Origin of the sequence: Chryseobacterium sp. MHB01 (assembly GCF_034651565.1) — a bacterium.
In the GTDB taxonomy this organism is placed as follows: Bacteria; Bacteroidota; Bacteroidia; order Flavobacteriales; family Weeksellaceae; genus Chryseobacterium; species Chryseobacterium nepalense.
In genome coordinates this window covers 158,342-179,517 of sequence record NZ_JAYEDA010000009.1, presented here as the reverse complement: position 1 = coordinate 179,517, position 21,176 = coordinate 158,342, and the positions used below count along the sequence as shown (strand labels likewise).

Genomic DNA, 21,176 nt, shown 5'->3' with positions numbered 1-21,176 from the left:
AATTTTATTTTAAACGATCAGGATTTTGTTTAAGAAAACTTTCCCAGCCGGTGTAAGATTTTGTATCGGTTATAGTCCCGGAATTGAAATGATGGCAAACGGCTACGGCCAGGCCATCTGAAGCGTCAAGGTATTTTGTGGGAAATTCTTTTAAATTCAGTAAACTTTTTAGCATTCCTGCAACCTGCTCTTTACTCGCATTTCCGTTTCCTGTGATCGCCATTTTTATTTTTTTCGGTGAATATTCTGTGATGGGAATATTCCGATGAAGGCTTGCTGCCATGGCAACCCCCTGCGCGCGGCCCAATTTCAGCATACTCTGTACATTTTTTCCGTAAAAAGGTGCTTCAAGTGCGACTTCATCCGGATGAAATTCATCAATAAGCGCCAATGTTTTATCAAAAATATATTTTAGTTTGGTTTCGTGGTTGGGATATTTCTTGAGCAGCAATTCATGAATGGATATCATTTCCATTTTACCTTTTTTTACGGAAATAATACCAAAACCCATTACGGTAGTTCCCGGGTCAATTCCTAAAATTATTTTCTCTGCAATCATCGGTTCAAAGATATGCTTTTATATGATGTTATCTTGTAAATCATCAAACATCCTGTCAGAATATCAGCTTTTTTTCTGCTATCGGAACCCAATGCTGATCATGTCGAAGTAAAATTATTTTATCAACTAAGAAATTAGTTTTATATGCTTTTTTGTTGTAAACTTCCCAGGCCTTGAGATAATTTTCCCATGTCAGATCTCTATAGGCTACCGTCATATGAGGATTGAAAGAATAATTATTAAAATTAAATTTTGATTTTACTCTTTGGTAGAATATCCGTAATGGCTCACTGTCTTCCGGTTGTATGTATATCACCGGATTTTTAGGATTTGCAAAACTTCCGAAACCATTAAGCACGATTTCGAAAGGAGCAATATGCGTGTCAATATCATAGAATGCCCTAAAGATATCTTCTTCCCAATCTGCTTCTCTTGAAAAAGGAGGGCAAAGGGTAATATGGGCCTCGTTTTTTAATGCTTTTGAGTTTTCATAATGGAGGGCCAGATCTCTTTTGAAAATTTGTACCTCATCGATAATTTGCTGAGGTGGAAATATTGCAATAAAGTAAAGCTTTTTTGTCATTAACTAAAGGCATAATATTTAAAAAGTATTATTTTGAAATCAGGTCGCAGAACCAGAAAACATATTCGCCGCCATGAGTGTTTTCATCAGTTTTTGGTTTTGGATAGCCTTTCTTTATTGTTTCTCCGATATCAAATGAAATAGGATTTTTAAAAATCGGGCCATCAAAAGTAAAGGTGTGGAATTCTCCGTTTTCACCACAAGGATCTACATTTTCAGGTAAATCCTTTATGAAATCTTTATCAATGATTCTTCCAGCAAAACTTTTATCAAGATACATTTCATTGACACAGGTTACAATGGTTTTAAAGCCTAAATCAAGGAATTCATGGATGAGGTTCGCAGTATTCTCTTTCCATAACGGGAAAACAGCTTTCATTCCGATTTCCGACAATTGTTCTTCCCGGTATTTTTTTAGGTCTTCCAGAAAAATATCTCCGAAAATCGAATGGGTGACGCCAACGGATTTAATTTCGTTCATGGTTTTTACCATCATTTCGCGATATTCTTCCATGGTCGGCTCTTTCGGAAGCTCCATTTTAATCAACGGAAATCCCAAACTTTCAGACTGCTTTTCCAATAGAGAAACAGGAACACCATGCATGGAGATTCTCTGGAATTCTTTATTAATGCTTGTCAGTAAAGAAGAGATTTCATATTGGTCTTCTTTTAAAATCTTATACAGAGCCAAAGCAGAATCTTTTCCGCTGCTCCAGTTGAAGATGGCTTTGGGTTTCATTGCTAATATGAACTTCGGGATTAAGACTAAATCAATAATAATTTTTATTTATTATCTGGTCTTCCGAATTATTTAGTTCGTTAGGTTCAGTTTTACTTTTTTCGGCTTCTTGCCTTTTCTGTAATTCTTCAGTATTTTTAGTCATATTACTTTTATTCGTGTTGTCCATCGGATATGAGTTACAGCTTTTTAAAAATATTAAAGCAGAAATTATTATTGTGATTGAGAAAAACCTTTTCATAAAATTTTTAAGGATGTTAAAAATAAAGAAATTCAAAAATACAAAACCTCAAAGAATTTCCTTGAGGTTTTAATTTATAATTATTAATAAGTTTAGTTGTCAAAATTGCCTGTCCGGCTACGGACTACATATTTCTTCGGTACTTCCCGCCCACTTCAAACAAAGCATTGGTAATTTGTCCCAAAGAACAGTACTTCACGGCATCCATCATTACTTCAAATAAATTTTGCTGATTGATTGCTGCGTGTTGTAAAGTTTTTAAGGCTTCTTCGGACTTTTCGTCATTAGACTTTTGGAAATTATGAAGCATTTCGATCTGGAACTGCTTTTCTTCCTCCGTTGAACGAATAACTTCTCCCGCACGCACCGTTGGCGAACCGTCTTTACCTAAGAACGTATTTACTCCGATAATCGGATATTCTCCGGTATGTTTCAGCCACTCATAATGCATTGATTCCTCCTGGATTTTTGAACGCTGATACATGGTTTCCATTGCGCCAAGAACACCTCCTCTTTCCGTGATTCTGTCAAATTCTGCATAAACAGCTTCTTCCACCAAATCCGTTAATTCTTCAATAATAAATGAACCCTGAAGCGGATTTTCATTTTTAGCTAAACCTAATTCTTTGTTGATAATCAGCTGAATCGCCATTGCTCTTCTTACCGATTGCTCAGTCGGAGTAGTAATTGCTTCATCATAAGCATTCGTGTGCAGTGAATTACAGTTATCATAGATTGCATACAACGCCTGTAAAGTAGTTCTGATATCGTTAAAATCAATTTCCTGAGCGTGCAGCGAACGTCCCGAAGTCTGAATGTGGTATTTCAGCATTTGGCTTCTTTCGTCGGCACCATATTTTAATTTCATTGCTTTTGCCCAGATTCTTCTGGCGACACGTCCGATTACTGAATATTCAGGATCGATCCCGTTGGAGAAGAAGAATGATAAGTTCGGTGCAAAATCGTTGATATCCATTCCTCTCGACAGATAATATTCCACATAGGTGAAACCGTTTGCCAAAGTAAATGCCAGCTGAGAAACCGGATTTGCTCCCGCTTCTGCAATGTGATATCCTGAAATGGAAACCGAATAGAAGTTTCTTACTTTTTCTTTAATGAAGTATTCCTGAACGTCACCCATTAATCTCAATGCAAACTCTGTAGAGAAAATACACGTATTCTGAGCCTGGTCTTCTTTTAAGATATCTGCCTGAACGGTTCCACGAACAGTTGCAATGGTTTTAGCCTTAATTTCAGCATAAATTTCAGCAGGAATGACTTCATCACCGGTGATTCCTAATAATTTCAGTCCTAAGCCATTATTGGAAGGTGGCAGTTCTCCGTTGTATTTTGGTCTTGCCAAACCTTTATCGTCAAATTTTGCTTTTAAAACTTCCTCAACCTTAGCCTCAAGCTTATTTTCAATAATATATTTTTCTACATTCTGATCGATGGCTGCATTCATAAAGAAAGCCAACAGCATAGGAGCCGGTCCGTTGATCGTCATTGAAACTGAAGTCAATGCATTCACCAGATCAAAACCTGAGTATAGTTTTTTAGCATCATCCAAAGTCGCAATAGAAACTCCCGCATTTCCGATTTTTCCGTAAATGTCCGGCGGTAAAGCTGGATCTTGCCCATAAAGCGTTACCGAATCGAAAGCTGTAGACAGACGTTTTGCAGGCATTTCTGCAGAAACATAATGGAATCTTCTGTTGGTTCTTTCAGGACCTCCTTCTCCTGCGAACATTCTCGTCGGATCTTCTCCTGTTCTTTTGAAAGGATAAATTCCCGCAGTATAAGGAAAGCTTCCCGGTAGATTTTCCTGGCCTTTCCATTTGATCAGATCACCCCAGTCGTTGTACTTTGGTAAAGCAATTTTCGGAATTCTTAAATGGGATAAAGATTCTGTTGAGGTTTCAACTTTAATTTCTTTTCCTCTTACATAATATGAATAAAACTCTGCATGGAAAGCTTTTTTCGTATCATCCCAGGTTTTCAGGAAATCGATATTTTCCTGTTGGAGCTCTTTTTCCGCTTTCTGATATTCAGTGTCTAAAGTTTCATTTGAAAGGAAATTTTTAACACCTTCAATATGATACATTTTTCTTGCTAGTTCAGCCTGTTTTTCAACATTGGCGTCGTATTGCCTGTTGTTTTCAACGATTTCAGATAGATAACGAACTCTTTTTGGAGGGATGATGGTTACCTCATCTGTAATTTCCTGTTCAACAAAGCCCTGCAAGTTTAAATCAGCAAATTTGTCATTTACTTTAGAAACCAATCTGTTGTATAATTCTGTCGTTCCGTGATCATTGAACTGAGACGCTTTTGTTGCGTAAACCGGCATTTCATCCAAAGGCTGTTCCCAAAGCAAATGGTTTCTCTGAAATTGTTTTCTAACCGCCTGAAGCGCATCTAAAGCACCTCTTTTATCGGATTTGTTTAAAGCAACCAGATCCGCATAATCAAGCATGTCGATTTTTTCCAACTGGGTTGACGCTCCATATTCAGGAGTCATTACATACATGGAAACATCTGCAAAATCAGATACTTCCGAACCGGATTGCCCGATTCCTGATGTTTCGAGAATAATTACATCTGGATGAGCCAGCTTTAATACATTCAAGGCAGACTGGATAAACGGGGAAACGGAAACATTGTTTTCCCGAGTAGCCATTGAACGCATGTAAACTCTCGGATCGTTGATCGCGTTCATACGGATTCTGTCACCCAAAAGTGCCCCGCCGGTTTTCTTTTTGGAAGGGTCAATGGAGATAATCGCTATTTTTTTATCGGTATTGGAACGTAAGAAACGTCTTACTAACTCATCTGTTAACGAAGATTTTCCGGCGCCACCGGTTCCTGTAATCCCGATGATCGGAATGTGGAGATCTTTTGACTTCTCGTCGATGGTTTTTACAAGATCGGGTTTTTCCTCTGAAAAGTTTTCAACGGCAGAGATCACCTTTGCAATGCTCGTAGGATTTTCAAATTGAATTGAATCTAAATCATGAACATCTACCTCTTTTCCGGTGGCAAAGTCAGATTTTTGTACCAGATCATCAATCATTCCCTGAAGTCCAAGCTCGCGGCCGTCATCCGGAGAATAAATCCTGTCGATTCCGTAATCCATTAAATCTTTAATTTCCTCAGGCAGGATAACACCGCCGCCGCCGCCGAAAATTTTAATCTGCGGTGAGTTTTTTTCTCTTAAAAGATCGTAGATATATTTAAAATATTCGTTGTGTCCGCCCTGATAAGACGTTAGCGCAATGGCATTGGCATCTTCCTGAATAGCCGTGTTTACGACTTCCTCTGCAGATTTGTCATGTCCAAGGTGAATGACTTCGCATCCTGTTCCCTGAATGACACGGCGCATGATATTAATTGCAGCATCGTGGCCGTCAAATAATGAAGCAGCCGTTACAATTCTTACTTTGTTTTTAGGAGTATATTTTTGGGTTTCCATAAAAAATCTAGAAAATTTCTGAATTTCCAAATATAATAATAAAATAACAACCTTTTGTTTGACGGTAATATTTTGATTTTTAAATATTTAGGTTATGTTGCTGTTTTTTTTACTTCCTTATACCAAACATTTGTTAGTCTGTGGAGGCGGGTTTTTAGAAACTCAGATTAATTTCTCTACTTTTGCATATTATTATATATAGTATGAAAAAGGCATTGCTTTATTTTTTATTGGGAACGGTTTTAAGTTTTTTAATTAATTATTTTTTTTACAGCTCGGAAAACATCGGACTTGATATTTACTATGCTGTTGCTTTTGGTTTCGCATGGGGAATTGCTTATTATTTAGATACACCGGATTTTACTTTAGCCCAGAAATTAGGACTGTCTTTTGTAGCTATGGGAATTTTAGTTCTTGTTGGAACTTTAATTTTTAATCTTGAGCTGGCGATTCCTTCCATATTGAAATTCTCTACGGTTTTTGTGGCATATTACCTGATTGCCAGTTTCAGGGCCAATAAAACGCTTCGTGATTAATGCATCATTCGGAAGCTTGTATATACAAGTAAAAGGAGCATGCACAGCAGCGCAAAGAAATTGATGATAAATAAAGACATTCCTTTGACCACGCTTATACTTCTGGAATTTTCGTAGACTCTGTGATGGGCTATGAAAAAATAGATCAGCATATAAACGATAGTAATGGTGTATACAAGAAAACTAATCACATTAAAAATGGTATAATCCGGAAGTAAGGATAAGAGTTCAGATAAAGAAATGAGGATAAGGATGCCCAGCAGTAAGAAGGAGAAATAGTGAAGTGTAAAAATTCCATTATCAAAAAACCACCATTTCTTTTTATTATGGAAAAGCCATAGGAAAAAAGCAAAAACAGGAAGATAAATAAATAGCGCTTTAGGTAATGTATGCACCACTGTTTCACTAAACTTATCAAAAATCTGTTCTTTATTAAGTCCCTGTTCCTGTAAATGAAAGACTTTTTTTGCAAAAGGCCTCATGAAATCAAAAACAGATCGATTGTTGGTGTCTTTTGCGTATAACGAATCAAACTGCTTCATATTTGCAGCACCCAAAATACTTAATTTGCCGTCTTTAGTTTCTCCCAAAGCATCTGTTTCAATATTATTTCCGTTGACTTCTGTTACTTTAAGATCATTAATTGCTCCCTGTGGGATCAACATGTTTTTATTTTCTTTGTTGACGCTGTCCAATATTTTTGCAATTCTTTCCTTATTTGCTTTTTGCCTTTGAATTGTATTTATATTGTATACATTTTTTTCTTCCTGTTGCTCACCTGAAGAAGAAAATAGCGATGGCACAAAAAAAGTAATAAAACTTACAAAAATATACAGTTTTACAGGGGCAACATAGGCCTGTCTTTTTCCGGCAAGATATTCTTTGGTAAGTTTTCCGGGACGAAACAGCAGGTACTTAATTGTTTTCCAGAACTGCCCGTCGTAATGCGTAAAATCTTCAATAAAATGGGTGAAAAGATAATGAAACGGTTGTTTTGTCTCCGTATTTTCCTGTCCGCAGTGAGGGCAGAATCTTTCCTCAACAATGTGTCCGCAGTTCAGGCAGGTTTTATCTTCCCGGATTTTTCCGTGGCTCATAGTTTATTATGTTTATCGCAAATATAAATATTTCGGTAATATTATTTTATATTGATAAGTTTTAAAGCAAATGTTTAAATAAAATTTAATAAATACAAATCAAATAAATAAGCAATTTATTCGGTTGTGTTCTGTTTTATATCTCAATAAAAATTATAATCATTATTCTTTGATGAACTTTTCTGACAACAGCCGATCATCATCTTGATAAGTAATAATATAGTTTCCCTGGCTTAAATTCTGTACAAAAACTTTATATTCATCACCGGTTGATAATATTTTGCAGCTCATTTTTCTTCCACTGGCATCTTTAATTTCCAGGTTTGATATTTTTTTAAATGTTTTAATGACCAGGATGTCTTTTACAGGATTAGGATAAATTTTAAGAACGGATTTTTGAGTTTCTAAGGTGGCCAGCGTAGTAATGCTGATTTTTTCTGTTTTTGTAGTCAGTCTTCCACATGCGTCGGTGGTAAGTTTTACATTGTAATCACCGGTATTTCCATATGTATGGGAAGGGTTTTCCATATTGGAAGTGCTGCCGTCTCCAAAATCCCATTGAAACATGGTAGCGTTACCGGATTGGTTATTAAACTGTACTGTATTTGAATTTAATAACTGGTAATCGAACCTTGAATTTGTGTCATGGAGATTAATATACCAGGTATCCATATGGTCAAAAACAATAGTCTTTACAGCATTTCTTACAATATTTGCCTCTGTTTGCAACAGATTACCGTCATAAGTTGATAAAGTAGGATCTTTTTTAAATATTGTTGTATAAAAAGTGTACGCAGCAATCATAGAACCGAGATAATTGGGATGAGACCCGTCGGCTTCATATAATTCTAGCGTAGGATGTTGCGTGCGGATATATCTCCAAACGCGGCCTACCGGTGATACAAGGCTCTCGGTTTCCAGCGCAGCCTGCATGTAGCGCTCGTAAATCTTGTCATCCATGCCTTCGTAAGTGCAAAGGTAAGAGATTGCGGTACAGTTTGGTGTATCTCCGTTTTTTCGTCCCCATGTCATATAAAAGATGGGATTGCCACAGGCATTTCTGCTCTTTATATTATTGGCAAGCTGAGTAGCAAACGGGAAAAATTCTGTCTGGACAAATGAAGTGGAAAATGCAGGTATCTGACTTTGTTCCTGTAATACCACGTAGTCCCAGTTTCCCTGGTTTATGGTATTTAAAACAGCATTGTTATTGGCGTGATCCTGTAAAGTAGATCCACCCGGAGTATAGCTTTGGTAATTAAGATGATCACCAGTGCTTCCTGCAATTTCGCTAATGAGCTGGGGTAAATTATTTTGGGCAGTGTAACTGTTGCCGATAAAAAAAACATTTTTATTTATTTGGGCACAATAGGGTATAGTAATAAACAGAAAAAGGCATAATAATTTTTTCATCATGTAATCATTTGTTCTGTAAATATATTAAGTTTCATTTAATTTCAAAAAAAATAACTTTAAGAATTTCCACAGTTAACAATCTAATTCGTTAAGAGCCTATAATTTATGGTTAAATGTTAAGTAATTTGGTTATATGTTTTTTGGATAAAAAAATAATTTGTACCTTTGCACACCCTTTTAGGGGAAATTATGTTTAATCTTTAACTAAAACGTGTGAATACATTAAGTTACAAAACTGTTTCAGCGAACAAAGCTACTGCTAATAAAGAATGGGTTGTGGTAGACGCTGAAGGACAGCCGTTAGGAAGACTAGCTTCTACGGTTGCAAAGATTTTGAGAGGTAAGCACAAAACAAATTATACACCTCACGTAGATTGTGGTGATAACGTAATTGTTTTGAACGCTGGGAAAGTAACTCTTTCCGGAAACAAGTGGAACGACAAGACTTATATCTGGCATACAGGTTATCCTGGAGGTCAAAAGTCTATGACTGCGGCTGAACTTCAAAAGAAAGATTCTTTAAAAGTATTGGAAAAATCAGTAAAAGGGATGTTGCCTAAAAACAGACTTGGAGCTGCAATTCTTAAGAACCTTTACTTATATGAAGGAACTGAGCACAAGCATGAAGCTCAACAGCCTAAAACAATTAATGTTAACGAATTTAAATAATTAATATGTCTACAGTTCACAAAATCGGAAGAAGAAAAACTTCTGTAGCAAGAGTTTACGTAAAGCCAGGAACTGGTAACATTACGGTAAACGGTAAAGATGCTAAAGAATACTTCTCTACAGATGTAATGGTTTACAAATTAAACCAACCATTTATCCTTTCTGAAACTGTTGGTCAGTACGACGTTACCGTAAACGTATTCGGTGGTGGAAATACAGGACAGGCAGAGGCTATCAGATTAGGTATTTCAAGAGCTTTATGCGAAATCAATGCTGAGTTCAGATTAGCTTTGAAACCAGCTGGTTTACTTACAAGAGACGCAAGAATGGTGGAAAGAAAGAAGCCAGGTCAGAAAAAAGCAAGAAAGAGATTCCAATTCTCAAAACGTTAAAAAAGCGTATGGCTATTGGCTTATGGCGGATAGCTTTAGAAAAATTTTTAAAAAATTATTTTTTAACCCAAAGCTGGGAAGCCAGTTGCCACAAGCAATAAGCCAACAGCAACTTTGCCCGTTACGTTTAGCATCCAAACGCTTCTCCCATCTAAAGAAGTTGTTGATTGTTTAAAAGACGGAAAGTAAACTAACAAAAACAGAAAACATGGCAAAAGCAAATGTAAAAGACCTTCTAGAGGCTGGCGTACACTTTGGTCACATGACCAGAAAGTGGAACCCAAATATGGCTCCATACATTTTTATGGAGAAAAATGGTATTCACATTGTAGACTTACATAAAACAGCAGTTAAATTGGATGAAGCTTGTAGCGCTTTGGAAAAATTAACTTCTGCAGGTAAAAAAGTTCTTTTCGTAGCTACTAAAAAGCAAGCGAAAGAAGTTGTTGCAAAACACGCTTCTGAACTTAATATGCCTTATATTACAGAAAGATGGCCGGGAGGTATGTTAACGAACTTCGTTACGATCAGAAAGGCTGTTAAAAAAATGAACTCCATCGACAAAATGAAAAAAGATGGTACGTTCGAAACTTTATCTAAAAAAGAAAGATTACAGGTAGACAGACAAAGAGCTAACCTTGAGAAGAACTTAGGTTCTATCGCTGACATGGTGAGACTTCCATCTGCTGTATTTGTAGTTGATATCTTGAGAGAGCATATCGCTGTAACTGAAGCTAAAAAATTAGGTATCCCAGTTTTCGGTATCGTTGATACCAACTCTGATCCTAGAAAAGTAGACTTCGTAATCCCAGGAAACGATGATGCTTCTAAATCTATCGACATGATCCTTAGCGTAGTTTCTGAAGCTATCAAAGAAGGTCAGTCTCAGAGAAAAGCTGATAAAGAAAAATCTAAAGAAGAAGGAGAAGTGGTATCTGCTGATAAAGATGCTGACTTTGACGGAGAATAATTAAGATTTTCTTACCATACAAAACCGCTGAATTCAAAGAATTCAGCGGTTTTTATTTTCAGCCTTAACGTTTTTATTATTAGTTTGAAAGCTTCACTTCATAAGGGCCTGTAATAAATTTTGTTTTCTGGTAAACGGCATCACAGATCATCCCTGAAAGATTGTAATTCTGATTTTTAGGAACCATTACGGCTCCAATTTTATTTGCAGCTATAGGAACTTTTTTAAAGTAATTGTTTCCGCTTATCGTAAGAACCATATTGCATCGGGAGTTATTTTCTACGGTAATAGCTGTTCTGGGATCATTGGAGGAATCATTAAGTAAATGAGTGAGTACTTCCGAGGTTTCAGATTTGTATGTTTTAATCAGAGCCTGATATTCTCTTTCTACCTGTGCCGCAGAAGTTGTGCTGCTTCCGGTAACGGATGGCTTTAAAACAGGTTTTCTTACTGGATAATTTGTATTTCCGCTACTTCCACAACTGTTCACCAGTAAAATGACCGCCGCTGAAACTGAAATGTACTTCTTCATAAAAATAAGGTTTGTAAGTACAAATGTAATCTTTTACTTTTTTTTATTATTTCCTCCGGCAGGTTCAGGGTTACTGATGGTTAAAAATATACTCTTGTTCAGGTCTTTTTGAGAGGAATAGACTACGTCACAGACATTTCCTTTTAATGTATAAAACCCTTTGTTGATTACAATAAAATTTTCACCTTTTGCGGGAACAGCCAGGTTATAAAAATCTTTTCCCTGAATTTTCAGAACCAGGTTACAATCTGATAGATTTTTAAACAATAGAATCACTTCTTTGCTGTTCACGTCTTCATTGAACATTGCATCAAGCAGCTTTACCGTCTTTTCTTTATGTTCTTTTGAAGTGGCGGAAATAAGGCGTTTAAACTCTTCAGCTTCTTCGGAATTAGGATTCTTGAGTGCAGCACTCGGTATTTCGCTGATAACAGGCCTTGCTTCCATGGGTTTGGCGTCCTTTTTTCCTTTAGTCCATTCAGCGTTTTTCAGTGCAATAAGTTTGGGTTTCAGAACACTTTTCTTAGGATCGTCCGGATGTGTTGTGGCCAGATAATTTTCAATTTCTTTGATATCGTTACTTTCTAAAATATTTTGTGAAGGTTTTGCGATACCGGTACTCTTACAGGATAGCAGGATACATAGCACAATGTAAATAATATTTTTTTTCATAACAGTTTTTGTGTTTTAAATACAAGTAAATATAAGGATATAAAATATATATCCTTAAAGCAGACCGTAAAAAATTTCAGCTATAGTCTTAGATTTCGATTGTTTTGTATGTCATTCTTTTCATCATCCTTTTGCTTTTAATTAATTTTAAATTTAATATATGTAATGGTTTTTCCTTTAGCAGAAAAAAGCTCTTCATAATAGGTTCTGATGTCTCTAAGGTGTAGAGTGCCAGGATCATACTCGGGAGCTCCATAAATATCATGATGAGCCGTAATGATTTCATATCCTGCCCCCTGCAAAAAGCCGAGTGTGTAGCCGTGAAGAAATTCGGAGTCTGTTTTTAAATGGATAATGCCACCGGGCTTCAGGAACTTTTTATATCTGTTTAAAAAATCCGGGTGGGTAAGCCTGTGCTTGGTACGCTTGTATTTAATCTGTGGATCCGGGAACGTAATCCATATTTCATCTACTTCATTTTCAGCGAAAAAATAATCTACAAGTTCAATCTGAGTTCTCAGAAATGCAACATTCTGCATGCCGTTTTCGTATGCTTCTTTAGCACCAAACCAGAATCTTGCTCCTTTCACATCAATACCGATGAAGTTTTTTTCAGGAAATGCTTTTGCCAGTCCTACGGTATATTCTCCTTTACCACAGCCTAATTCAAGAACAATGGGATTTTCATTCTTGAAAAATTCTGTTCTCCACTTTCCTTTAAGGTTAAAGCCGTTCAGCGCTTCTTCTCTTGTCGGCTGAACGACATTCGGTAATATTTTGTTTTCCGCGAATCTTGCTAATTTATTCTTACCCATGAAATATTTATAAAATCCTGCAAAAATAGCAAAATTTATAAAAGCTTTCTTTAAATCCCATGAAATTATTTCTTGGCAGAACTTCCAAGAGCCACCATTAAAGGCTTCTGTATGGTTTTTTGTGATGCATACTGCGCTCCGCAGACGATACTTGTAAAAAGATAATCTCCTTTCTGTACAACAATGGAATTGTCTCCATGAGCGGGAACCGGAAGCCTGTATTTGGTAATACCTACTCCTTCCATTCTTACAATGATATTACAGTCGGATTTATTTTCAATCATAACAATGCATTCTTTAGCATTAGGATCATTATCAAAAAGTGAATTTAGGATTTTCACGGTTTTATTTTTATGTTCCACGGGATTTTCTCCCATCAGCATATTAAATTCCGAAGCTTCTGTATCGGGGATTGCAGCGGCAGATGGTGCAGAAGTAACGGAAGGCGCAATATAAACATTTTGAGGATTGCTAGGAGTATATACAACCGCAGCCTGGCCTACCTGCAATTCTTTCTGGTATTTTGCAATCTGTTTTTTCTTTATATTGGCATTCATCTCTTCAAAAGATATTTTGGTAGAAGGCCGTCTTTTCAGCATTGCCAGCCAGTCCTGCATTTGCTTTACTTTAGTATCTCCGGGTTTTGCATTCTTAATGTAATCTTTCATCATTTCCATGACCCGCGGCTTGAGTACTGATCTTCTGGGATCATCAGGATGGGCATCTCGCAGAAAAGCATTGATTTCATAAATATTTTTGCTCTTTAAAATTTCACTGTAATCTTTTCCTTTCTTCTGAGCAGAAAAATTCACAAAAAAAATAGCGGCGAAAATTAAAAAAATCTTTTTCATTCATTAATATTAAAATTATTATTTGATATAGTGTCAGTCCATATAACGTAAAAAATTGTATTTTATATATAGCACTTACAGGTGATAAAATTAGAAAATAATCTGGCTAACACAAAAAAATGCATACTGAATCACAATATGCATTAGAATGTTGTATGTTATTTTACAATTTCCTGGAGATGCGAATTTCTGAGTCTTCGCTGGTAAATTGGCAGGTATTTTTCAATAGGGATTTTTATAGCCTCAAAATTTCCGGCCATAATATACGGTTCGATATTTTCTGAAGTATAGACGAACTGAAGGAAATTATCAATCAGATTTTCAGGAATCTTGAACTTTACAAAATAATCTTTCCCAAGGTAATTTTTAATTTGTGTTACAGAATTATTCATTCTTTCATATGCCAGATAGCGTTGCTTTTTCTTTCGCTCTCCGGAAAGGATATCGTATATACTTTCCAGGCTGAAGGTAAGTCCGCCATCTCTCAGCCCGGCAACCGGAAGCTGTGGAGGCGTACCGTCTCCTTTAGGTTCCGGAAGTCCGATTACTTTCTTTATAGCAAGCGCTTTGTCCTCTTTTCTTAAAGCATTTACATCATATCTGAGATTACCGGTTGGTTTGAATCTGTTGATTACCACTTCCTGAATGTCATAATAAGCAATTCGTAACTCGATCAGGTTTTTCTGGGCAATCATTTGTGGTGTTAATCTGATGTCTTTTCTTTCCGTAACAATGGATGTAAAACGAATAACATCTCCTGCATTTGCTGAAATGATGAAATCCCCGTTATAATTACTGAGGACGGTTTTCTGAGTAGTAAGGTTGGTTACATATACCTGGTTGAGATATAGAACGGAGTTGTCTCTAAGAAAAACTTCGCCTGAAAACGACTGGGCGTTAATTTTTACCAGAAAAACCAACAGCAATAAGGTAAATAAATTCTTCATATAACTGAAGCAAAATTACGCAGAATTGTATCAATTTATACCTATTTTAGTAGTGAAACTGGTTAAAATTATATTAAACTTTAATCTGAAACTGTTAATAAATGTTATAAATAATTCTTATTTAGCTAAAATCAAATGAAAGTATTCTTTATTACTTCTAAAATTAATAATTTTTGACCAATAGCCAGCTTGTGTATTTTACCGTGGTTGCACCTTTAGATTCGGTCCAGCTTAACAGATACCAGTAAGTTGCAGTGTTTATAGGTCTTCCGCCCTGAATTTTGCCATCCCAAATGAATCTGTTGGATTTGTCTCCCCTGAAAATTTCAGCACCATACCGGTCGAATATTCTGAATACAATGTTTTCTTTATCCATTAATGCTGAATAATCAATAGAGTCATTATAACCATCCAGGTTTGGCGTAATGGTATTGATAAGATTAATCATGACAAAGGATTTTATCACGTCATCGCATCGGTTGGAATCACGAACATGGACAATCTGATTTCCACGCGGTACATTGGTAAAAACATTAGAGCTCTGCCAGTTTATTCCGTCTAAGGAATATTCATAAGGGGGAGTTCCTCCGCTCACACCGATGGTGACGGTGCTTCCATTTATCTCAATGCTGCCGATTACCGGAAGAACAGATTCTGTTACGGTTACATTCTGTCTGTAAGTACAGCCGTCAAAAGTAAGATCCACCCAATAATTACCCGGTCCTACATTGCTGATAGAAGGTGTTGTAGCGCCGGTACTCCATACATAACTGGTAAAGCCCGGTCCGGCATCCAAGATGGTTTTTGTTTGCGGACAAATCTCTTTACTCACTAAAACATCGGAATGCTTCGGTGTTTTTAGATTAATAGTAATTGAGGCTATGTTAGGACATATCCCAGGTTTTTCAAAACGTATATAGATGGTTTGTACTCCGGTAATATTAACCGGATTTGCAAGCGGCGAAGTATTATTCTGTGCATTCAATTGTGTTGCAAAAAAAGTAGGCGTTACTGCAGGATCTGGGGTAAATTGGCTAATGTAAGGCAATAAATCAATTAATTTGGAACCATCCAGATTATCATCACATATAGTTTCCAATAGGGTTGCATTTGTCAACGGGATTTTAGGTCCGATAATAAAATTAAGGGGTTTTACTACGGGTGCGCATCCGTCTGGTGAGTCTACTCTTATGTAAATCGTTGTTGGAGCTGTGTAAGACCAGTTATTCGGGAGGGTATTATTATTTCCGATATTGGCATCTGTTATATTTGCATAATATCTTACTAATGGAAAATAGGTAGGATTTGATAAAACAATAGGAGTGATGTTGGATAAAATAACCTCAACCGCACCATCAAGATTGCCATCACAGAATGTTCCTGTATAATTGTTAATGATGGTGGCATAAGTATATAGATTAAGGGTAATCTGCGCAATGTTTTTACATCCGAGATTATTTTTTACTACAGCATATATAACGGTTCCGTTTGTAGCAGTATAATTGGTTGGTGCTGTTATCTGAGCTGCCGGTGTTTCATTTTGGGCATCCGTCAGTGATGGATAGTATGTAATTGTTACCGGCGAATTGCTGGTGACATTGGCAGATGTTAAATTAAATATTCCCTGTCCCGAGCCATTATTACAGGCAGTGATCGTAGCATTATTTACAATCACGGACTGAATATTCATCGTAACGGTTACGGTTTCACAGTCGGTGAATACCGGATCATTTCCGCAGAAAGTATAGGTAAAAGTATCTGTTGCTGCGGTTCCGGGATTTGTTGCCGTGTAGGTTATGACTCCGGTCGTCGGGTTTACGGTTGCTGTTCCCAGCGTTGGTGCGGTAAGGATAGATACGGTGGAAGCAACAGGTGCTTGGGATGAACTTGTAAAGGCGGGAGTAATTGTTTTGGAAGTACAAAGATCATAGGCTGCTGATGAAAGTTTTGTACAGTTTAATACCTTGAATTGTTCTGTTATCAGCGGAGCACAGCTTCCCATTGTAACGGAGCAGGTATAGTATCCCGATTGGGTGGGAGATATTGACGGGCCAGTAGCGCCGGGGATTATATTTCCGTTGTTATACCATTGGTATGTATCATAAATAACAGGGTCCACCGTAAGAACAATACCGGGCGCACAGTCTCCTCCTGTTTTTAGGATAACCGGCTGTGTAGGGAATCCTGCAAAGAAACCACCGTACCCTACGGCATCACTCCCGGCGGTAATTCCTGCCGTAATCGCTTTGGAAGATACAATTGTTATAGTTCCTGTGGTGTTGGGAATTCCGTACGTAACCCAGTTATTGGTTCCCGTCATATTAAAAGGGCCTGTTGTAGCAGGCGGCGTAGCACCATTTACAGTAACTACGGCACCGCGTTCCGTGATAAGATTCAGCTTTGTGGGAACATTCAGAATTCCGGCTGGATTTCCATTTGAAAACACAAAGTTTTCATCAATAAGACCAAGCTCGTTGATTTGTTTAGGTAAGTAGCAGTTGAGCGCGGGAATAAAGTTGAATCCCCCTGTTGCAACTTCATTCCCTGCATTGCTTGCACCTGCAAGAACCTGGTAGATATAGGCATTCTTCGAAGTCCTGATGTACAGATTATAGTGCCCGTTCCCCTGCAGCTGATATTTTGAGCCGGGAATCATGAAATACTGTCCGGTATTCAATGTAGCAATTGGCGCTGTTTCATCATTAACGCGTACTTCAGTATTATTTTCAGTTGCAATTACAAGAGCCCCTTCCATATTCGAAGTAAGGCTTCCGTTACCCTTTACCAAGGCAAATTCGTTTCCGAGCCTTTCGACGGGGACAGCCTGATCCATAAGGATATCAGAGCTGGTGTCAAAATTTCCGGCATACTGCCCGTTGAAGTTACCATTTGTAACATTTACCGGTTTGTTTGAAACAATTTTAGCTCCAATAAAGCCGTCAGAATTTCCGGGAATATTTCCTATTCCGTCGATGATATAGGATTGCCCTTTATTTAGGGTGAAAGTTATTGCAGGATTGGTGGCGCCGGTTGTACCATTAGAAAACTGTACGCCGGGTTTATACCCCGAAACCGTAACGGTTGTATTATCTTCCGTTGCCAGAACGCTTGCCATGAAATTCAGGATATTGTTACTTACCGTAATCGGGGCATTCGCTGCATAAAAAAGTTTTCCGGTAGAAGGGATTCCCTTGGAGGTTATAATTTCGGCATGGTTATAGACTGAAAATCTGAAATTGGCATAAAAAGGAAATTCTGCTTTTACATACAGACCTTTTGTAGTTGTTGTAAAAAGGTCGGTCTGTTGTGTCGTAATAATCATATCCCTCGGAATGTCAATTTTCTGGGGATTCCCTTTGCTGATTGTTACAGTGGCAATTATTGTATTGTTATTATATATATTTACGGGGAAAGGTGTGGTGCGGTTAGTGGAAAGATAAAGCCTTTGGAAAGGATTAGGATTTGCAGTTCTATCTACCATAGGGGCAAACCAGTGCTCTCTGTCCAATTGACCAAACAAAGAGCTTAAGAAATAAAATATAAATAAAATAGATAAAACTTTTTTCATTAAGTTGTTGCTTTTATTACAAATTTAATAATAAATTATAATTGTTTTATTTAAAATAGCAAAATAAACTGCTCAGGATCATGTTTTTTTAGTTATACATATATATTAAACAAAAGAGACCATCTCGAAAGACAGCCTCTTATTGAATTGTAATTGATAAATATCTATTCTCTGTTTTTTACCATAATCCATCCGGAATACTTGATTGGCGTATTCTTGCTATTAGGTTCATTCCAGCTTATATCAAACCAATAATTGCCTGTTGATACTTTTTTGCCTCCGATTGCACCATCCCATTGATAGCTGTTTGCTTTATTTCCTTCATGGATTTTACTTCCGTAACGGTCAAAAATATTAAACTTAAAATTCGGTTTGTAAGCCAGTGCCGAATAATCAAGAATATCATTTATCCCGTCTCCGTTAGGCGTGATGACATTAATTAAATTCGGAACGGTAACTTCCACTGTAATGGGATCACAGCCATAATCATCCTTTACATAAAATATGGTATTACCTCGCGGAACATTTGTAAATACATTAGAATCCTGCCAGTTGATATTGTCTGATGAATAGCTGTAAGGTGCCGTTCCACCAATTGTGTTTACAGTAACAGTATTATTTGAAATTTCAATATTCGAAATAACCGGCTGTTCAGAAGGATATATTTTTACCTGTTGTCTTGTTACGCAGTCTCCGGTCTTCAGATCTACCCAATAGGTACCTACTGTCATATTATTGATTGACTGTGTTGTCGCTCCGTTGCTCCATTGATATCCGTCAAAGCCTGCTCCTGCATCTAATGTTGTCGTATCTTCCATACAAATGATTTTATCTTCAAGTACAGTTGAGTAGACAGGCGGAAGTACAACCAAGGTAACTTTCGCGATTCTGAAACATCCGTTAACATTGCTGACTTTTATGAAAACAACTCCGTTTGGCGCAATATAGTTATCTGGGTTGAGGATTTCATTGGTTCCGTTCTGTGCATCGGTAGGGGATGGATAGTATTGTTTTACAACCCCGGTAGTTCCTGTTACGGGAGCGGTTGTAAGGTTGAATAAGGCTGTTGCAGGATTTGATTCTATAAAGCACGATCTTAAAGTAGCATCGTTTACCGTCGGACTTTCAGAAACTGTTAAAGTTAAAGTAACTTGCTCGCAGTCTGTAAATTCGGGATCATTCCCACAGAATTTATAAACAATGGTATCTGTACCTGCAAATCCGAAATTCGGAGTATAGATAATCACTCCGTTCGGATCAATAACAGCTGTTCCGTTTGCCGGAGGTGTTACAATTGTTACCGTGCTGGCGACATATGTCTGTGCCGAGCTTGTGAATTCAGGAATAATAGCCTGGAATCCTTCACAAACAGTAATACTTTTATTAGTTTCCTGAAGGCAGGTAAATACTTTATATATCGGTGTAGTAGCAGGCGCACAAGATCCTACCGTAATTCTTACGGTATAGTTTCCGGCGACTGTTGGTGTATAGCTGTTAGAGTTAGCACCTGGAATAGGGTTTCCGTTTAAAAACCACTGGTATGTTTCGTAGCTGTCATCAACTTCAAGTACAAGCCCTGGAATACAGTCTCCCGTTTGTTTTGCAATTAAAGGAATGGAAGAGAAGCCTGCAAAATAGCCCCCATATCCTGCTGTGCTGTATCCTCCGTTTACTCCTGCAGTTACTGCTTTTGTTGAGGTAACGGTTACGTTTCCTGTAATCCCGGTAATGGCGTAGGTAACCCATTGAGAGTTTCCAGTAAGGGAATAAGGTCCCTGCGCAGCAGTAGGAGTTACACCATTCACTGTTACCGCAGCTCCTGCTTCTGTTAAAATATTAAGTTTTAAATTGATGGCAGAAGTAATACCCGGCATCAGATTGATATTTCCGATTTCATCAATTTTTCTTGGCAGGAAACAGTTTAACGGCGGAATATAATTATATCCTCCGGTATTATTGGCAGAACCTGCCCCCACCAACTGATACAGGTATACATTTTTTGTTGTTCTTACATACAGGTTAGAATGGCCTCCTCCCTGATCTTTATATTGATTGGCAAGAATCCTGTAATATTCTCCTTCATCAATCGTGGCAACAGGTGTTGTGGAATCATTCAAATAGATATCTGTGTCATTTTCGGTACCTATTATAATTCCGCCTTCCATATTGTTTGGGCTGGTAGAAATACTTTTTACCATCGCAAATTCATTGCCGAGACGATCTGTTGGAACAGATTGGTCCATAATAAGATCGGAGCCATCATTGCTGCCTGTTGCATAGAAGCCATTCGAATTTCCGTTTGTTACGGAAATAGGTTTTGTTGCTTCTATTTTTGCTCCGATAAATCCTTCTCTGTTGGCTACTACGCCGCCGTTTCCGGTAAGAATATAAGACTGCCCTTTATTTAATGTAACGGTGAGTGTAAGTGGTGTAGGCGTCGGAATGTTGGCAAACTGTACATTCGGATCGTATCCGGATATGGTAACGGTTGTGTTGTCTTCTGTTGCCATGATCCCTGTGGTAAAATTATACTGCGAACCGGTAGTTGTAATAGGAGTGGCGGCAGCATAAAATTTTGTTCCGATTCCGGCCTTCCCTTTAGAGGTAATGATTTCTCCATGCGAACTTACTGCAGCCCTCAGGGAAACAAAATACGGACGGTCTCCCTTTGTATATACTCCCATATTATTAGGAACGCCTGCAGCAGAAATACTGGTGGTTCTTATGGTATTGGTATTGAGATTAAAAACCTGAGGTGCACCTTTACTGATGGTAACAGTCCCGATAACAGCATTGTTATTGTAAATTTTAACTTCAAATGGAGTCGTGGAATCTGTTGACAAATATAACCCGTGGTTATAGGTGGAACTTGATACATCAAAATAAGGGGCAAACCAATGGTCTGTGTCTCTTTGCGCAAAAATTGTATTAATGCCAAAAAACATTAATACGAAAGATAATAGAAATCTTTTCATAGATAGGAATTAGGATTATTGCAAAAATAACAGAATATTTTAAAAATTGATTATATTATATTGAAAAACACTTTCAAAATGAATTTTATAAGCTATAATAAAAAGCAGCTGGTATTTAAATAAAAAAGGACTGTCTTAAGAC

At 37.4% G+C, this 21,176-nt stretch carries 17 protein-coding genes; 4 read left to right on the top strand and 13 right to left on the bottom strand.

The features are described from left to right. Window positions 1-4: 4 nt before the first annotated feature. The 4 genes from ruvC to U9K52_RS15470 form a co-directional block, all read right to left on the bottom strand. Window positions 5-559 carry a crossover junction endodeoxyribonuclease RuvC gene (gene ruvC, locus U9K52_RS15485; protein WP_248388681.1) on the bottom strand — a complete coding sequence of 185 codons (555 nt, stop codon included), beginning with the start codon at window positions 557-559 and terminating at the stop codon, window positions 5-7. A gap of 55 nt (window positions 560-614) precedes the next feature. Next, on the bottom strand, window positions 615-1,142 hold the full coding sequence (locus U9K52_RS15480; protein ID WP_322927280.1) for a 2'-5' RNA ligase family protein: 528 nt from the start codon (window positions 1,140-1,142) through the stop codon (window positions 615-617). Window positions 1,143-1,170: 28 nt separating this feature from the next. After that, window positions 1,171-1,881, bottom strand: a complete 711-nt coding sequence (locus tag U9K52_RS15475) for a diphthine--ammonia ligase (RefSeq protein WP_322927279.1) — start codon at window positions 1,879-1,881, stop codon at window positions 1,171-1,173. A gap of 365 nt (window positions 1,882-2,246) precedes the next feature. Next, window positions 2,247-5,594 (bottom strand): methylmalonyl-CoA mutase family protein, encoded by a 3,348-nt coding sequence (locus U9K52_RS15470; RefSeq protein WP_322927278.1) that lies wholly within the window; start codon window positions 5,592-5,594, stop codon window positions 2,247-2,249. Between the two features lie 203 nt (window positions 5,595-5,797). Between U9K52_RS15470 and U9K52_RS15465 the strand changes: the two genes are divergently transcribed. Then, the gene (locus U9K52_RS15465) at window positions 5,798-6,130 is read left to right on the top strand and encodes a hypothetical protein (RefSeq protein WP_263602150.1); all 333 of its coding nucleotides are present in this window, start codon (window positions 5,798-5,800) and stop codon (window positions 6,128-6,130) included. Here U9K52_RS15465 and U9K52_RS15460 read toward each other — a convergent pair. Together U9K52_RS15460 and U9K52_RS15455 are read right to left on the bottom strand one after the other, a co-directional pair. After that, entirely contained in the window at window positions 6,127-7,227 is a 1,101-nt protein-coding gene (locus tag U9K52_RS15460) for a DUF3667 domain-containing protein (protein WP_322927277.1), read from the bottom strand. The genes U9K52_RS15465 and U9K52_RS15460 overlap by 4 nt on opposite strands. Before the next feature lie 162 nt (window positions 7,228-7,389). Then, entirely contained in the window at window positions 7,390-8,643 is a 1,254-nt protein-coding gene (locus U9K52_RS15455) for a PKD domain-containing protein (protein WP_322927276.1), read from the bottom strand. 213 nt (window positions 8,644-8,856) lie between these two features. On the opposite strand from U9K52_RS15455, the gene rplM reads away from it, so the two are divergent. From rplM to rpsB, 3 genes are all read left to right on the top strand, one after another. Next, entirely contained in the window at window positions 8,857-9,312 is a 456-nt protein-coding gene (gene rplM, locus U9K52_RS15450) for a 50S ribosomal protein L13 (protein WP_027381190.1), read from the top strand. Window positions 9,313-9,317: 5 nt separating this feature from the next. After that, window positions 9,318-9,704 (top strand): 30S ribosomal protein S9, encoded by a 387-nt coding sequence (rpsI, locus tag U9K52_RS15445; protein WP_072883409.1) that lies wholly within the window; start codon window positions 9,318-9,320, stop codon window positions 9,702-9,704. A 208-nt stretch (window positions 9,705-9,912) separates the two neighbouring features. Then, window positions 9,913-10,674, top strand: coding sequence for a 30S ribosomal protein S2 (gene rpsB, locus U9K52_RS15440; protein WP_029295347.1), 762 nt, complete (start codon window positions 9,913-9,915; stop codon window positions 10,672-10,674). 79 nt (window positions 10,675-10,753) lie between these two features. Here rpsB and U9K52_RS15435 read toward each other — a convergent pair whose 3' ends face one another. The 7 genes from U9K52_RS15435 to U9K52_RS15405 all read right to left on the bottom strand — a co-directional run bounded on the left by U9K52_RS15435 (window position 10,754) and on the right by U9K52_RS15405 (window position 21,034). Beyond that, the gene (locus tag U9K52_RS15435) at window positions 10,754-11,206 is read right to left on the bottom strand and encodes a DUF6759 domain-containing protein (RefSeq protein ID WP_322927274.1); all 453 of its coding nucleotides are present in this window, start codon (window positions 11,204-11,206) and stop codon (window positions 10,754-10,756) included. Window positions 11,207-11,239: 33 nt separating this feature from the next. Then, entirely contained in the window at window positions 11,240-11,878 is a 639-nt protein-coding gene (locus tag U9K52_RS15430; RefSeq protein ID WP_322927273.1) for a DUF6759 domain-containing protein, read from the bottom strand. 137 nt (window positions 11,879-12,015) lie between these two features. After that, window positions 12,016-12,693, bottom strand: coding sequence for a tRNA (guanosine(46)-N7)-methyltransferase TrmB (trmB, locus tag U9K52_RS15425; protein ID WP_263602155.1), 678 nt, complete (start codon window positions 12,691-12,693; stop codon window positions 12,016-12,018). Between the two features lie 65 nt (window positions 12,694-12,758). Continuing rightward, window positions 12,759-13,544 (bottom strand): DUF6759 domain-containing protein, encoded by a 786-nt coding sequence (locus U9K52_RS15420; RefSeq protein WP_248388665.1) that lies wholly within the window; start codon window positions 13,542-13,544, stop codon window positions 12,759-12,761. A 158-nt stretch (window positions 13,545-13,702) separates the two neighbouring features. After that, on the bottom strand, window positions 13,703-14,491 hold the full coding sequence (locus U9K52_RS15415; RefSeq protein ID WP_248388664.1) for a hypothetical protein: 789 nt from the start codon (window positions 14,489-14,491) through the stop codon (window positions 13,703-13,705). A 163-nt stretch (window positions 14,492-14,654) separates the two neighbouring features. Continuing rightward, the gene (locus U9K52_RS15410; RefSeq protein ID WP_322927271.1) at window positions 14,655-18,059 is read right to left on the bottom strand and encodes a T9SS type B sorting domain-containing protein; all 3,405 of its coding nucleotides are present in this window, start codon (window positions 18,057-18,059) and stop codon (window positions 14,655-14,657) included. 164 nt (window positions 18,060-18,223) lie between these two features. Then, a complete protein-coding gene (locus U9K52_RS15405) occupies window positions 18,224-21,034 on the bottom strand; it encodes a T9SS type B sorting domain-containing protein (RefSeq protein ID WP_322927270.1) in 2,811 nt (936 codons plus the stop codon). Window positions 21,035-21,176 lie beyond the last annotated feature (142 nt).

Excerpts from the sequence above, each read along its gene's own strand:
- U9K52_RS15435 (WP_322927274.1), bottom strand. The coding sequence starts at position 11,206 with ATGAAGAAGTACATTTCAGTTTCAGCGGCGGTCATTTTACTGGTGAAC.
- trmB (WP_263602155.1), bottom strand. The coding sequence starts at position 12,693 with ATGGGTAAGAATAAATTAGCAAGATTCGCGGAAAACAAAATATTACCG.
- U9K52_RS15405 (WP_322927270.1), bottom strand. The coding sequence starts at position 21,034 with ATGAAAAGATTTCTATTATCTTTCGTATTAATGTTTTTTGGCATTAAT.
- U9K52_RS15430 (WP_322927273.1), bottom strand. The coding sequence starts at position 11,878 with ATGAAAAAAAATATTATTTACATTGTGCTATGTATCCTGCTATCCTGT.
- U9K52_RS15460 (WP_322927277.1), bottom strand. The coding sequence starts at position 7,227 with ATGAGCCACGGAAAAATCCGGGAAGATAAAACCTGCCTGAACTGCGGA.
- U9K52_RS15475 (WP_322927279.1), bottom strand. The coding sequence starts at position 1,881 with ATGAAACCCAAAGCCATCTTCAACTGGAGCAGCGGAAAAGATTCTGCT.
- U9K52_RS15415 (WP_248388664.1), bottom strand. The coding sequence starts at position 14,491 with ATGAAGAATTTATTTACCTTATTGCTGTTGGTTTTTCTGGTAAAAATT.
- U9K52_RS15465 (WP_263602150.1), top strand. The coding sequence starts at position 5,798 with ATGAAAAAGGCATTGCTTTATTTTTTATTGGGAACGGTTTTAAGTTTT.
- U9K52_RS15480 (WP_322927280.1), bottom strand. The coding sequence starts at position 1,142 with ATGACAAAAAAGCTTTACTTTATTGCAATATTTCCACCTCAGCAAATT.
- rpsB (WP_029295347.1), top strand. The coding sequence starts at position 9,913 with ATGGCAAAAGCAAATGTAAAAGACCTTCTAGAGGCTGGCGTACACTTT.
- U9K52_RS15455 (WP_322927276.1), bottom strand. The coding sequence starts at position 8,643 with ATGATGAAAAAATTATTATGCCTTTTTCTGTTTATTACTATACCCTAT.
- ruvC (WP_248388681.1), bottom strand. The coding sequence starts at position 559 with ATGATTGCAGAGAAAATAATTTTAGGAATTGACCCGGGAACTACCGTA.
- U9K52_RS15470 (WP_322927278.1), bottom strand. The coding sequence starts at position 5,594 with ATGGAAACCCAAAAATATACTCCTAAAAACAAAGTAAGAATTGTAACG.
- U9K52_RS15420 (WP_248388665.1), bottom strand. The coding sequence starts at position 13,544 with ATGAAAAAGATTTTTTTAATTTTCGCCGCTATTTTTTTTGTGAATTTT.
- U9K52_RS15410 (WP_322927271.1), bottom strand. The coding sequence starts at position 18,059 with ATGAAAAAAGTTTTATCTATTTTATTTATATTTTATTTCTTAAGCTCT.
- rpsI (WP_072883409.1), top strand. The coding sequence starts at position 9,318 with ATGTCTACAGTTCACAAAATCGGAAGAAGAAAAACTTCTGTAGCAAGA.